The sequence below is a fragment of the Haloactinospora alba genome (genome assembly GCF_006717075.1).
Taxonomy (GTDB): Bacteria; Actinomycetota; Actinomycetes; order Streptosporangiales; family Streptosporangiaceae; genus Haloactinospora; species Haloactinospora alba.
Genome location: NZ_VFQC01000001.1, coordinates 523,441 through 536,169, shown reverse-complemented (window position 1 = coordinate 536,169; position 12,729 = coordinate 523,441). Strand labels below are relative to the sequence as shown.

The window sequence follows — 12,729 nt, the reverse complement described above, 5'->3', positions numbered from 1 at the left end:
GAACTCGCGGGTTCCGGCACGTCCGTGGGCATGCCGCCGCACGCCACAATACCGCCCGTGGTGTGCCCGTGGAGTTCGCTCGGCCCATCGGTGGCACGCCGGGGCTGGTGCGTAGCCTGGCATATCGCGGCGCCGGTCGCAGCACACCGTCACGTCCCGAAGGCGGGACGAGCCGCCCGCGCGGGCGCCGCCACGGCAGCCGCACCCGGGGTTCCGGCCCCGCGGTCGCGGCGCACGGGCCCTCTCAGCGCAACCGGCGAAGGAGCCTCCCGACGGCCGTGGCCGTCCCCACAGCGGCGAGGGCTCCGGTCGTCGCCAGTGCCGCCGCGGTCGCCTCCGTGCGGCGGCCGCGGCGTTCGGCCTCGGCCACGGCCGCGTCGCGTTCGGCGGTGGTGAACCCGCCGGAGCACAGTTCCGGGTCGAGTTCCCGCCTCCGCCAGTGGTGCGGCCACGCCGCGAGCGGCCGCGCCGGTGTTTCCCGGTGTGCGGGAACCCGGGGGTTCTGGGGGAGGTTGCGGGTCTTGGTCCGCACCGCCGGAGCGCCTCTTCCGGTGGCGCGGGGTTCCAGTGACACCGGAGCGGGACCGGTGTAGCGGAACTCACCGGGCGCGTTGTCCAGCAGCTCCGCCAGGAGCTGGGCGCAGGCACGGGCCTGGCCCAGCGCCGTGTGCTGGGCGGTGGGCCAGTGTCCGGTGAGCGTGTGACTGGCGCGTGCCAGCGAGTGGTTCGCCAGGTCCAGTTGCGCACGCAGTGTGCGCAGGGTGCACAGGCCCGGCATGCCGGCCGGCAGCCCGGCGGGGAGGAACTCGGCGTCGAGGAACCGGTGCGTGGTGTCGAGACCGTGGCTCGTCACGACAGCGCCGGAGAGGATCCGGGTGAGTTCCGCCACCGTGTCGGCAGCTCGCGGAGCGCCGAGGGTGTCGGCCTCGGTGACGGCGTGGAACCGTTGTCCCCGGAGCGGCACACGGGGGTCGAGGAACGTGGTGAACTCCCGCGTCACTGTCCCGTCGCCGCGCATCCGCAGGACCGCGATCTCGCACACGCGTTCCGCGCCGCCGGGTCCCTGCTCGGTGGCTACCAGGTGGAACACGGCGTATTCCAGGTTGCGCGCGGCGGGAGCACCGGAGCGGGCCCGGGTGAGTTCCCCGGGCCGAATCGCCCCCCGCCGCGCACGGTGGTGGTCCAGCACGTCGCTCGTCCCCTGTCTGTGTTCGCTGCGGGCCGAGGTCCGACACTATCCGGTTCGTTCCCACCCACCGCCGGGAAGGGGACCGACTGGGAGGATTATCCTCGATTGTCGGCCCAGCCATCCCACCATCACACGATGTCGACCCCGTGAGGAGTTCCATGCCCGCGACGGAGCCGCCCCAGTACGCCCCCCTCGTTGAGGTGGTCCGTTCCGGTTTCCGCGAAGGGGTGCACTACGGCACGGTCGCGGGCCTCACCGCCTCGGGGGCGGTCGGTGTCACCCGCGGCGCCCCCGGCACCCCCGTGCTTCCGCGTTCGGCCGCGAAACCGTTCCAGGCGCTGGCGGCGCTGCGCGCCGGAGCCGCGATCTCCGGGGAGCAGATCGCTGTCGCCGCGGGCAGCCACAACGGCGAGGGCATCCACACCGAGACGGTGCGCACGATCCTCGCCGACGCTGGGCTCGGGCCCGCGGACCTGCAGTGTCCCGCCGACCGGCCGCTGGGGCCGGCCGCCCGGGAGGAGCTGGTGCGCACGGGTGGGGAACCCACACCGCTGCTGATGAACTGCTCCGGCAAGCACGCGGCGATGCTGTCCGCCTGCGTCCAGCAGGGCTGGGACACCGGGAGCTACCTCGACCCGCAGCACCCGCTGCAGCGGCTGGTCCGCGACACCATCGAGGAACTGTGCGGGGAGCGGGTCGCCCACACCACCGTGGACGGGTGCGGCGCGCCGCAGCTGGCCGTGTCCCTGGAGGGGCTCGCCCACGGGCTGCAGACGATGGTGCGCGCCGCGGAAGGCTCCGCCGAGGCCGCGGTCGTCCGGGCGATGCGGGACTTTCCCGCCCACGTCGCCGGTGAGGAGCGCGACGACACGACCGTGATGCGGCGGCTTCCCGGCACCGTGTCCAAGATCGGCGCCGAGGGGGTGATCGCGGTGGCCACCGCGACCGGCGAGACGGTGGCGGTGAAGGTCAGCGACGGCGACGCGACGACCCGGGCCCGGACGATGGTGGCACTGTCCACACTCGCCGAACTCGGGGTGGACACCGCCCCGGTCGGCGACATGCTCAGCACCGACATCCACGGCGGCGGCCGAACGGTGGGCAGCATCCGGCCGATCGCTCCCGGCAGCGCCTGACGACCGTCAACGGGGCGGGGAATCCCGCCGGAGTCGCGGACGTTCCCGCGCGCGGAGGACATTCGATTCGCGGGAACGGGACGGAGATACCGCAGGATGCGCGAGATCGTGGTCGCGGGTGCCGGTATGGCTGGGTTGCACGCCGCGGAGTCGCTGCGCGACGCCGGCTTCGACGGCCGGATCACCCTGGTCGGTGACGAGCACCACCAGCCCTACTCCCGGCCTCCCCTGTCGAAGGAGGTCCTGACCGGGGGCGGGTCGGCGAAGAGCGTCCTGCTGCGCGAGGAGAGCGAGGTGGCGGCGCTCGACCTGGAGACGCGCCTGGACACCCGGGTGGCGGGACTGCGCCCCCGAGAGGGGGCCGTCCTGCTGGACGACGGCACGACCCTGGGCTACGACGGGCTGATCGTGGCCACCGGCGCCCGGGCGCGCCGGCCGGACACGGAGCTGGCCGGGGTGCACGTGCTGCGCAACCTGGCCGACGCCCAGGCGGTGCGGGAGGCGTTCGACTCGGTGCAGCGGGTGGTCGTGGTCGGTGCGGGGTTCATCGGCGCGGAGGTCGCGGCCAGCGCTCGCGCCGTCGGGCTGGAGGTGACCCTGCTGGACGCCGCTCCCGCTCCCCTCACCCGGGCGGTCGATCCGCGGGTGGGCGGTGTGCTCGCCGAGCTGCACCGCGACAACGGGGTGGACCTGCGGCTGGGCGTGGGAGTGGAGGCGTTCGACGGCGCGGAGCGCGTGGAACGCGTCCGGTTGAGCGACGGCACCGCCGTACCGGCACAGCTCGTGGTCGCGGGTCTGGGTGCCGAACCCAACACGGCGTGGCTGGCCGGGTCGGGGGTGCGGCTGTCCGCGCACGACGGCGGGGTGGTGTGCGACGCCCGGTGCGCCACCTCGGTGCCGGGGGTGTACGCCGCCGGTGACCTCGCGGAGTGGCCGCACCCGCGTTACGGCGGCCGGATGCGGTTGGAGCACTGGACCAACGCCGGGGAGCAGGCGGATGTCGCCGCCCGCAACCTGCTGACGGGCGAGGGGACGCAGCGGGAGTACACGCCGGTGCCCTACTTCTGGTCCGACCAGTACGGGATGAAGATCCAGGTGCTGGGGCAGGCCGCTCCCGCCGACACCGTGGAGGTGGTGCACGGGTCGGTCGAGAAGCGGAAGTTCGTCGCGTTCTTCGGACGCGCGGGGCGGCTCGTGGGGATCCTCGGGTTGCGCTCCACCCCGAGGACGATGCGTTACCGCCCGCTGCTGGAACGGGAGACGAGCTGGGACGAGGCCCTGCGCGAGGCCGGTTCCCAGGACCAGTGACGGGCGCCTGTCCCCCTGCCCTCCCGCGCGGGGCCCCAGCAGCGCAGCGCGGTTCCCCCGCCTCCCCCGGGCTATCTAGCCCTCGACCGTGATGGCCTGCCTGGGGCACAGCCGGGCCGCCTCGGTGACGGTGGCCCGCAGGTCCTCCGTCGGCTCCTCCTGCAGCACGGTGAGCATGTCGTCGTCACCGACCTCGAACACCGACGGTTCGATCCCCATGCATACGGCGTTGCTCTCGCACTGGTCGAAGTCGACGCTCACTCGCATACGACGCTCTCCTCTCGCCTCTCGGGAACGTGCCCGTTGACCCTAGCCCCGCGGGCTGGCACGCGTCAGCCCGCGGTTGCGGGGGGATCATCTGGCCGGGGTGTCGGCGAACGCGTCGGTCGCCTCGATGAGACGGTGAAGGATGCCGGGTTCGGAGAACGCGTGCCCCGCGTCATCCACGATATGGAATTCAGCTTCCGGCCAGGCGCGGTGGAGTTCGTAGGCGGTCATGGCGGGGGTGCACACGTCGTAGCGGCCCTGCACGATCACCCCCGGGATGGAACTCAGAGTGGGGGCGTTCGCGATGAGCTGGCGCGGGGTGAAGAACCCGCCGTGCGCGAAGTAGTGGTTCTCGATCCGGGCGAACGCCAGGGCGTAGTCGGCCTCGGCGTGCTGGGCGCGGATCTCCTCGTCGGGAAGCAGCGTGATCGTGGACCCCTCCCACACGCTCCACGCCCGCGCGGCTTCCAGCCGCACCTGCGGATCCGGTGAGTTGAGCCGCCGCGAGTAGGCGGTGATCAGGTCGTCGCGCTCCTCCTCCGGAATGGGTGCGAGGTAGGACTCCCACAGGTCGGGGAACATGTAGGAGGCCCCGCTCTGGTAGAACCAGCGCACCTCCTCGCTGCGGAGCGTGAATATCCCGCGCAGGATCAGCTCGGTCACCCGCTCCGGGTGCTGCTGGGCGTAGGCGAGCGCCAGCGCGCTTCCCCACGAACCGCCGAACACCTGCCACTTCTCCGCGCCGATCATGGCGCGCAGCCGCTCCATGTCGGCCACCAGGTGCCAGGTGGTGTTGGTCTCCAACCCGACGTCCATGCCGCTGGCGTGGGGCGTGCTGCGCCCGCAGTTGCGCTGGTCGAACAGGAGGATGCGGTAACGCTGCGGGTCGAACAGCCGGCGGTGCGCGGGGGAACAGCCGCCACCGGGCCCGCCGTGCAGGAACACCACGGGTTTGCCGCGGGGGTTTCCGCACAGTTCCCAGTAGATGTGGTGCCCGTCGCCGACGTCGAGCATGCCGGAGTCGTAGGGCTCGATGGGCGGGTACAGCGTGCGCATGGAAGCGGTTGCCCTTCTCTGTTCTGCTGGCCGGTCGTGGCCGGCTCGCGTCCCGTACGGGGGTGCCCGGTCAGGACGCCCGGTACTGGTTTGCCTCTCGGACTTCGCGGATCGCCGACCGGTTCCTGTCGCGAAGCCGCACCATCACGCACAATCCTAGGTACAGCACGTTCGGTGTCCCCGCGCCGGGTGGTGGGCCGCGCGTTTCGCCATCCGCGGGCGGACACGAGCGGCGGCAGACACACCATCGACGCGGAGGTGCACGATGTCCGGTTCGGCGACCGAGACGTTCCGTTCGGCCCGGGACCTCCTGCTGGAGCGCCGGGGCGACCTCGCCCGGGCCCGCCGCGAGTTCGCGTGGCCGCGCCCGGGACACTTCAACTGGGCTCTGGACCACTTCGACGTGGCGGCGCGCGAGCACCCGGAGCGTCTCGCGCTGTGGATCGTGGACACGGACGCCGACACCGACACGGACACCCGGGTCACCTACGGCGAGCTCGCCGACCGCTCCGGGCAGGTCGCCAACTGGCTGCACGCCCAGGGGGTGCGCCGCGGCGACCGGGTGCTGGTGATGCTGGGCAACCAGGTGGAGCTGTGGGAGACCCTGCTGGCCGCGACGAAGCTGGGGGCGGTGATCGTGCCCGCCACGACGCAGCTGACCGAGTCCGGGATCGCCGACCGCATACACCGCGGCGGTATCGCCCACGTCGTCGCCAACGCCGCCGACACCCCCTCCTTCTCCGCCGTGGCCGGGCACTGGACCCGCATCTCGGTGGGGCAGGTGGCGGGGTGGCTCTCCTACGCGGACTCCCAGCACGCCGGTCTGGACTTCGCACCGGACGGGGAGACGCGCTCCGACGACCCGCTGCTGCTGTACTTCACCTCCGGTACCACGTCCCGGCCCAAACTGGTGGAGCACACCCACCTCTCCTACCCGGTGGGGCACCTCACCACCATGTACTGGGTCGGCATCCGTCCGGGGGACGTGCACCTCAACGTGTCCTCACCGGGATGGGCGAAGCACGCCTACAGCAGCGTCTTCGCGCCGTGGAACGCCCAGGCCACGGTTCTGGTGGTCAACCAGGAGAGCTTCGACGCCGCCGCCCTGCTGCAGCGGGTGGAGCGCTGCGGCGCGGACACGCTGTGCGCCCCTCCCACCGTGTGGCGGATGCTGCTCCAGGCCGACCCCGGCCGGTGGGACGTCACCGTCCGCGAGGCTGTCGCCGCCGGGGAGCCGCTCAACCCCGAGATCATCGACCGGGTGCGGGAGGCCTGGGGGGTCACGGTGCGGGACGGCTACGGCCAGACCGAGACGACGATCCAGGTCGGCAACGTTCCCGGCCAGGAGGTGCGCCCCGGGTCCATGGGACTGCCCCTGCCCGGTTACACGGTGCTGCTGGAGGACCCCGCCACCGGCGAGCGGGGGGAACAGGGCGAGATCTGCCTGGATCTGGACGACTCCCCCGTCGGGCTGATGTCGGGCTACCGCGACAGCGAGGAGCGCACTGTCGAGGTGACGCGCGACCGGCGTTACCACACGGGCGACGTCGCCTCCCGTGACGCCGACGGCTACGTCTACTACATCGGGCGCACCGACGACGTGTTCAAGTCCTCCGACTACCGGATCTCGCCGTTCGAGCTGGAGAGTGTCCTCCTGGAGCACGAGTCCGTCGCCGAGGCCGCCGTCGTCCCCTCCCCCGACCCGCTGCGCCTCGCGGTCCCCAAGGCCTACGTCACCGTCGCCGCGGGCGCGGAGCCCACGGCGCAGCTCGCCCGCTCCATCCTGGCCCACGCCGGCACGCGCCTGGCCCCGTACCAGCGGGTGCGGCGCCTGGAGTTCGCCGAGCTCCCCAAGACGCTCTCCGGCAAGATCCGCCGGGTCGAGCTGCGCTCCCACGAGGAGGAACGCGAGGGGACACCCGAGGAGCCCCGCCGCGACGGGGAGTACTGGGAGTCGGACTTTCCCGAAATCCAGGAGTGAACCACACACCGCGCCCTCCGGAGAGTGCCGTGTACCTCACTGCCCGCGGACGACCGCCGGACACGGCCGGGTTAGTGTGCGTAATGGGGCGGGATTGCCGTGTGCGACGGCAAGGTTGACGCTCTGAACTGCGAGAGCGTCAACATAGCACGATGCCGTGTGCGATAAATAGTGCGGCCCAAAAATCCCCCGTCCCAGCCGCACTACTCCTCACGATTCCGTGACAGCGCCACAATCACCTGACCCGGACCCACCCCCGCGGCGTACCATCCGAAGTGTCGGCGCCCGCTCCGCCGCGTCTGTACGCCTACGCCACGGGAGCCCCCATGACATCCCCCCAGCCGGGTCGCCCCATCACGCAGCGGTGGTCTGCCATGTCCCCTGCCGCGAAGGCATGGATCATCGGCATCGGAATCTTCCTCACCCTTGGGGCGATCGGCGGTCTGATGGAAGCCGCCGGCATCCTCCCCGAGGGCCCGCCTCCCGAACACGCCGCACCTGACGGGGAGGACAGCAGCGAGGACGACGGGATCTCCGAAGACGAGCAGGCGTTCCTCGACGCCCTCTACGAAGACGCCAAGGAGCAGGGCTCGGGTATCCACGGGTTCGGCGACGAGGACAACCTGGAGCTCGGCTACGCCGTCTGCTCCGACCTCGAGGACGGCATGGCTCCCACCGAGGTCGTCCAGTCTCTCCAGCCCGACGACGGCGAGGACGAGGAGACGCCGATCTCGAAGGTGGCCTCACCCCTGGTGGGCCACGCCCAGACGTATCTGTGCGAGGAGCCCAGCACCGAGGACACCGGGAAGGGTGACTGGCCCGACGACGGCCACGTCACCGAGGCAGAGTTCGAGGAGCACGATCTCACCTGGCCGCTCACCGAGACCGAGGGCGAGCTTCAGTGCGAGATCATCGACGGCCCCGATGTCGAGAGCGTCACGATCACCGTGGACGACACCGAGTACGCCGTGAACGGCGTCGCCGATTCCCGCGCGGAGGACATCGAACCCATCTGGGCTGTGAACCAGGAGCTACTCGACGAGATAGAGGAGGCCGGCGAGGAGGCGCCCGACGACTTCACGCCGCGGGTCGGGATCGGTGATCTGATCGACACCGGACTGGAGTTGTGCGATGAGGGGTGAACATCCCCCAGCCGGCCCGGAACAACAGCCCCCGGACGAACCGGGGCTGACGCGTTCGTCCCGTGATCGGGGGTCACCACGGGGCGAAGGGGTTACAGGTTCTCGGCACGGACCTCGTCGAGGAACGCCTTCCACTCCGTGGCGGAGAACGACAGGTGCCCGGCGTCCCGGTTCTGGGTGTCGCGGACAGCGGTAACCATGCCTGGCTACCTCGAGCTACAACAGGGTAGGATCTATGTGGGAAATGCATTGGGTAAATGCAGCACGTACCCCCGGGAGAAATCCCCGGGGGTACTTGTGTTGCGGGCGTCGTCAGATCTCGCCGGAGCGCACGCCTTCAACAAACGCGCGCCATTCGGCGATTGAGAACGGAATGTGCCCGTGATCGGGGTGCTGGGAGTCGCGCACGGCGGCTCCACCGGAGAGCTCGGCGACCTCTACGCAGTTCTGTCCATGGGAGCTGCTGTAAGAGCTCTTCCGGAAGACCACTTCGTTACGGGAAATGCTGGGTTTCATGACAAGCAACCTTCTATTATGTCTCGAGCAGCTCTTCGATGAAGCGACGCGACTCGTCCACCGAAAGAGCTGCTGCTTGGCTATACCGCCACAAGGTCTCGTATCGCTCCAGGTGAGCAGGTTTTTCTAGATACAGTTCATCAGAGCCTGTGTCTAGGTAGACCACTGGAGTGTCTGGCTCTGGGAAATCCAGGATCACGAACGACCCGGTCATCGCGGCGTGCGGGCCGATTGAGTCCGGCAGTACTTGGATGCCGACGCTGGAGCGTTGCACATCGAGCAGGTGCTGCAGCTGTCCCTTAAGCTCCGGAGTGACCTTACGTAGCGCCGACTCGTCGATGATCGCCCAGAACAGCGGCGCGTTCTTTGCCTCGAGTACTTGCTTGCGCAGCATGCGGGCCTGCACGCGGCGGCTGATTTCCTCCTCATCGACGAATCCTCCACCGCGGATCACGGCACGAGCGTAGTCCTCAGTCTGGAGCAGACCAGGGATAGCCAATGCCTCAAACGTTCGGATGCTACGAGCTTCAGCCTCCAAGCCGACGAACATGCCGGTGCCGAGAGCATCGGTGAAGCTCGACCACCATCCGCGCTGTCGGGCTTGGCTGGCCAGAGTCAGTAGTTCCTCACGTTTGGTTTCGTCGGTGATCTTGTACTCGTCGAGGAGGTCCTCGACGTCACGGACGTTGGGACGCTTCCACTGGTTTTGCTCGATGTGAGTCAGCTTGCCACGTGACCACCCGAGCGCATCGGTTACCTCCTGTGCCGTGCGTCCGGTGTCCTCCCGCAAGACGCGCAGCTCCGATGAAAGACGTCGTCTCCGTGCGATGGGGCTGCCGGGCACGTCGCTCCTTTCGGTATGGCTGTCTCCCGATCCTACGGCGAACTTCTCACTCTCGGACATTTCGCTAACTACCAATTCTCTAGTTGGCTGTTGATGCTCTACAGCGCATACCGATCCATCTTTCGGTATTGCGATTTTAGCGACCAACATTCACTATGGCAGTGCCCAATCATTTCCCGCCGCCTGATCCCGGGCGGCCTGATCACCCGAGGTGAGCTATGCGCAACCTCGCGTCCCTATGGACGCTGCTCCTGATGCTGGCTATCGCCCTGTTCCCACCCACGCGCTACCGGGACCGCCAGGAACGCCTGGAACCGCGCGTCGCGGTGCCGCTTGCGCCCCGCCGTCGGGAATCAGCCCGCCGCTTCACCGTGCCGCCGCCGCGATCGTCGGAAGTACTGCCGGACCCACTGACTCACCCGCTTCCCGAACCCGAACTGCTCGACCCCGAGGAGCACAGCCCCGTGCGGCCCTACGTGACCGAGCTCGAGCGCCTGCGCCAACAGCGGGAGGAAGAGGGGCACTGCCCCGCCTGCGGTGCCGCCGTCCCCGCGCCGGAACCTTCCGCCCCGCCGGCATACGGCGACGGGTTGGACGACCTCCGCGCGGAGTTGTCCCCGCTGGTGCGCGCGTGGAAGTCCCAACGCGAAGAGAACCGTGCGGGGGTGGCCTGGTGAGTATCCCCGAGAGCTGGTCCTCTCCGTTGTTGCGTCCCGGTGACGTGGCCGAGGCGTTCGGCGTGACCACCGCCGCAGTCAACGTCTGGGTGCGCGAGGGCCGCCTGGACCCGGCACTGGTCACCCCGGGCGGGCACCGCCGGTTCACGCCCGGCCAGGTCCAGGACCTCATGGCCGCCATGAACCACCAGGAGGAGGGGGGTGACCAGCCGTGAACCTCACACCGCGGGAACGCCGCGAACTGCTCGACCTGGTGGAGCAGCTCTCCCAGGCTATGGACGACGACGCCCTGTGGCCCGGCCAGTTGCGCGACATCCTGCAGGAACTGCATGCCCGCGTGGTTGCCTGGCTCGGCGACGAGAACACGGGAACGGTTTCCCACCAACACAGCGCTGGGGGAGGTGGTGGCCCGTGCGAGGAGTAGAGCCCGGGTGGGAACCCGGCATGTGGGTGCGGCTGTCCGGGGAACCCGACGGTCTCACCCCGTGGGACGTCGTCGTGCAACGCCCTGACGGGATGCTGCGGATCGCACCCCGCGACACGGTCGGCGATGCCCACACGGTCACCGTCCACCCGGACACGGTGGAGCGCCTTTCCGGTGGGGATCTGTCGTTCCTGCAGTGCCGGTGGCCCGTGGGGCTGCGGGTGCGGCTGCACGGGGCGAGTTTCACCGTGTACGTGGTTACCGGCCACGCACCCCAGCCCGGCACGGCTCAGGGTGACGTCCTGGTGCGGCCTGCCAAGGGCGGCCCGGTGCGCCACGCCAACCCGCGCACCCTGACCGACTGGATCCCGGTCGAACTCCGCGAGTAGACCATCACGGAATGCGCGTCGCGGCCGAGGCGCGCACGGGGTGCGTGCGTGGCGCGGGGGAACGCACGCACCCCACCCCCGAGCGTTGTGGCGGACCAGCGCTCGGGGCTCACACCCGCCCCCGGGCGCCCTTCCCCTCTCACACTGCGCCCGGGGGCGGCCCCATGGGTATAACCGGCCCCATGGACGACGACATCAGCGACGCCCAGGCCGCCGAGGACGAGGCGTGGATGGACACCCTTCGGAACAGCCTCACCCCTAAGGACCGCGCCGACGTGCGCGACATCCTCATCGCCAGCCTGGGTATGTACCGCTACCTCGAACTCGTGACGCGGGTGAGAGCACGACGCGCACAGGACCCCTGACACACGAAGAACGCCCGCCCACCATCAGGTGAGCGGGCGCTTCTCTGCGGGCTGAGCGGTCAGCCTCCCACGTGCAGCTCTCCCGACACCGACACCGTCTCGGGCAGCGACGCGGTGTCACCGCCGCCTTCGGCGCGGGCGACGGCACGCATCAACTGCGCGTAGGCATAACCGGTCACGGTATCGCCCCAGCCAGGCTTGGCCGTCGACCCGACGCTGGCGCGCACCGCCAGCAGCCCTGCCGCGGTCTCGTCGCCGTAGTCGCCATCCACCCCATGCTTGGGCAACTCGCCGCCGGCGTACTGGATGAGCGCCTGCAAGCCCTTAACGGCCTCGCCGGTGTCGCCCTTGCTAAGTCCGATCAATGGGTCCTCCTCCACGCCGGCGGATCCGCCGGTTCCCCAGTTGTTGGATACCCGGCTCCGCAGGTGGTCGCCGGGGCAGGATGTGCTGGTCCACCGGGAGTGCGGGGTGACGTCCCCGGTGTCCACGCCCTTACCGGAGAGCCAGTCCCGGAACTCGCGCCATCCAGCGAGCTGATCCTCGGTAGGCCGCTGGGACCCGCCGAGCATGAACAGAACCCCGACGTGGGTCGCGTTGGCGCCCGGGGCGTGCGCACCCCGCCGGTTCAGGCCGCGTCCCGTCATCACGATGCCGTGGTGACAGATCGCGAAGTGGTAGCCCAGGCCACTCCACCCATTGCCATCGCGGTGGTACCGGTGCCACCCACGCACCTGGGCACGACAGTTCGCGTGCGACCCGCGGGACACCGAGGATGCGCCGACGTAGTGCACCACGATCCCGCTCCTCGGCCGGGCGGAGGACCCGATCGAAGAAGGGATACCCACCGTGGCGGCCGACTCGATCACCGGCACGACTCAGCCCTCCCCGTCGCTGGCCAGGTGGCCGTCAGGCACGTCCTGGGCGGCGAAAAGATCTTCGACGGATTCAGGCGACCAGACCTGCAGCCGGGTGATGACGCCGCCCGCGAGGATCAGCATGGACTCGACGTAGTTCTCAGTGAGGATGTCCTCCAGCGGCATTCCGTTGGCGAGCCGCCACCCGGTGAGCACCACCACCAGCCCGATAGCCACGTACACGGCCGGGTTACGGCGATACCGCAGCAGGTACCGCACCCGGTCATACAGCTGCGTAATGAGAGACATCAGCCCTCCTTGGGCATAAAAAAGCCCCGCGCACGGCGGGGTTCCAAAAATCAGACTCGCGATGAGGCAGGTCAGAGGGCGGCGCGGACCATACAGTCCTTCGCCTCCAGAAGCTTGCGCAGCCCCACGGTCAACTCCGGACCATCCAGCCGGCCCGCCATGTCATGGGCCAGACGCGCGAACGGCGCGGATATTTCTTGCAGGTGCGGCGGAAGATGGTCGTAAGCGAAGTGCTGGAGAATCGCCTCAGTGGACGGATGCATGAGTCT

18 protein-coding genes are annotated in these 12,729 nt (G+C 69.7%); 9 read left to right on the top strand and 9 right to left on the bottom strand.

Translation table 11 applies throughout. From position 1 onward, the window contains the following. Nucleotides 1-244 precede the first annotated feature (244 nt). Nucleotides 245-1,189, bottom strand: coding sequence for a 3'-5' exonuclease (locus FHX37_RS02585; RefSeq protein ID WP_141921873.1), 945 nt, complete (start codon nucleotides 1,187-1,189; stop codon nucleotides 245-247). 158 nt (nucleotides 1,190-1,347) lie between these two features. Here FHX37_RS02585 and FHX37_RS02580 point away from each other — a divergent pair, with 158 nt between their 5' ends. Both FHX37_RS02580 and FHX37_RS02575 read left to right on the top strand, forming a co-directional pair. After that, nucleotides 1,348-2,325, top strand: a complete 978-nt coding sequence (locus tag FHX37_RS02580; RefSeq protein WP_141921872.1) for an asparaginase — start codon at nucleotides 1,348-1,350, stop codon at nucleotides 2,323-2,325. A gap of 96 nt (nucleotides 2,326-2,421) precedes the next feature. Continuing rightward, nucleotides 2,422-3,633: an NAD(P)/FAD-dependent oxidoreductase gene (locus tag FHX37_RS02575; RefSeq protein ID WP_141921871.1), complete on the top strand. Its 1,212-nt coding sequence runs from the start codon at nucleotides 2,422-2,424 to the stop codon at nucleotides 3,631-3,633. 75 nt (nucleotides 3,634-3,708) lie between these two features. Here the strand turns inward: FHX37_RS02575 and FHX37_RS02570 are convergent, their stop codons facing one another. Both FHX37_RS02570 and pip read right to left on the bottom strand, forming a co-directional pair. Next, the gene (locus tag FHX37_RS02570) at nucleotides 3,709-3,900 is read right to left on the bottom strand and encodes a ferredoxin (protein ID WP_141921870.1); all 192 of its coding nucleotides are present in this window, start codon (nucleotides 3,898-3,900) and stop codon (nucleotides 3,709-3,711) included. 87 nt (nucleotides 3,901-3,987) lie between these two features. Continuing rightward, the gene (gene pip, locus FHX37_RS02565; protein ID WP_141921869.1) at nucleotides 3,988-4,956 is read right to left on the bottom strand and encodes a prolyl aminopeptidase; all 969 of its coding nucleotides are present in this window, start codon (nucleotides 4,954-4,956) and stop codon (nucleotides 3,988-3,990) included. A gap of 265 nt (nucleotides 4,957-5,221) precedes the next feature. Between pip and FHX37_RS02560 the strand changes: the two genes are divergently transcribed. Continuing rightward, nucleotides 5,222-6,937, top strand: a complete 1,716-nt coding sequence (locus FHX37_RS02560; RefSeq protein WP_141921868.1) for an AMP-binding protein — start codon at nucleotides 5,222-5,224, stop codon at nucleotides 6,935-6,937. 326 nt (nucleotides 6,938-7,263) lie between these two features. Then, nucleotides 7,264-8,079, top strand: a complete 816-nt coding sequence (locus FHX37_RS02555) for a DUF732 domain-containing protein (protein WP_141921867.1) — start codon at nucleotides 7,264-7,266, stop codon at nucleotides 8,077-8,079. Between the two features lie 92 nt (nucleotides 8,080-8,171). On the opposite strand, the gene FHX37_RS02550 is transcribed toward FHX37_RS02555, so the two are convergent. The 3 genes from FHX37_RS02550 to FHX37_RS02540 all read right to left on the bottom strand — a co-directional run bounded on the left by FHX37_RS02550 (nucleotide 8,172) and on the right by FHX37_RS02540 (nucleotide 9,439). Next, nucleotides 8,172-8,279 (bottom strand): DUF397 domain-containing protein, encoded by a 108-nt coding sequence (locus FHX37_RS02550; RefSeq protein ID WP_141921866.1) that lies wholly within the window; start codon nucleotides 8,277-8,279, stop codon nucleotides 8,172-8,174. A 112-nt stretch (nucleotides 8,280-8,391) separates the two neighbouring features. Further along, nucleotides 8,392-8,595 carry a DUF397 domain-containing protein gene (locus FHX37_RS02545; protein ID WP_141921865.1) on the bottom strand — a complete coding sequence of 68 codons (204 nt, stop codon included), beginning with the start codon at nucleotides 8,593-8,595 and terminating at the stop codon, nucleotides 8,392-8,394. Between the two features lie 16 nt (nucleotides 8,596-8,611). Beyond that, a complete protein-coding gene (locus FHX37_RS02540) occupies nucleotides 8,612-9,439 on the bottom strand; it encodes a helix-turn-helix domain-containing protein (protein ID WP_141921864.1) in 828 nt (275 codons plus the stop codon). Between the two features lie 218 nt (nucleotides 9,440-9,657). On the opposite strand from FHX37_RS02540, the gene FHX37_RS23410 reads away from it, so the two are divergent. The 5 genes from FHX37_RS23410 (at nucleotide 9,658) to FHX37_RS02520 (ending at nucleotide 11,294) form a co-directional block, all read left to right on the top strand. Further along, entirely contained in the window at nucleotides 9,658-10,116 is a 459-nt protein-coding gene (locus FHX37_RS23410) for a hypothetical protein (protein WP_246062040.1), read from the top strand. Continuing rightward, the gene (locus FHX37_RS23405; RefSeq protein ID WP_246062039.1) at nucleotides 10,113-10,331 is read left to right on the top strand and encodes a MerR family transcriptional regulator; all 219 of its coding nucleotides are present in this window, start codon (nucleotides 10,113-10,115) and stop codon (nucleotides 10,329-10,331) included. Before FHX37_RS23410 ends, FHX37_RS23405 begins: the two co-directional genes overlap by 4 nt. Next, a complete protein-coding gene (locus tag FHX37_RS02530) occupies nucleotides 10,328-10,540 on the top strand; it encodes a hypothetical protein (RefSeq protein WP_141921862.1) in 213 nt (70 codons plus the stop codon). The genes FHX37_RS23405 and FHX37_RS02530 overlap by 4 nt, the downstream gene beginning before the upstream one ends. Next, complete coding sequence (locus FHX37_RS02525; RefSeq protein WP_141921861.1) at nucleotides 10,528-10,929, top strand: hypothetical protein; 402 nt, start codon at nucleotides 10,528-10,530, stop codon at nucleotides 10,927-10,929. Before FHX37_RS02530 ends, FHX37_RS02525 begins: the two co-directional genes overlap by 13 nt. 182 nt (nucleotides 10,930-11,111) lie before the next feature. Then, on the top strand, nucleotides 11,112-11,294 hold the full coding sequence (locus tag FHX37_RS02520) for a hypothetical protein (protein WP_141921860.1): 183 nt from the start codon (nucleotides 11,112-11,114) through the stop codon (nucleotides 11,292-11,294). A 59-nt stretch (nucleotides 11,295-11,353) separates the two neighbouring features. Here FHX37_RS02520 and FHX37_RS02515 read toward each other — a convergent pair whose 3' ends face one another. From FHX37_RS02515 to FHX37_RS02505, 3 genes are all read right to left on the bottom strand, one after another. Further along, nucleotides 11,354-12,169 carry a peptidoglycan recognition protein family protein gene (locus FHX37_RS02515; protein ID WP_141921859.1) on the bottom strand — a complete coding sequence of 272 codons (816 nt, stop codon included), beginning with the start codon at nucleotides 12,167-12,169 and terminating at the stop codon, nucleotides 11,354-11,356. Nucleotides 12,170-12,172: 3 nt separating this feature from the next. Further along, complete coding sequence (locus tag FHX37_RS02510) at nucleotides 12,173-12,460, bottom strand: hypothetical protein (RefSeq protein WP_141921858.1); 288 nt, start codon at nucleotides 12,458-12,460, stop codon at nucleotides 12,173-12,175. 71 nt (nucleotides 12,461-12,531) lie between these two features. Beyond that, on the bottom strand, nucleotides 12,532-12,723 hold the full coding sequence (locus FHX37_RS02505) for a hypothetical protein (protein WP_141921857.1): 192 nt from the start codon (nucleotides 12,721-12,723) through the stop codon (nucleotides 12,532-12,534). Nucleotides 12,724-12,729: the final 6 nt, after the last annotated feature.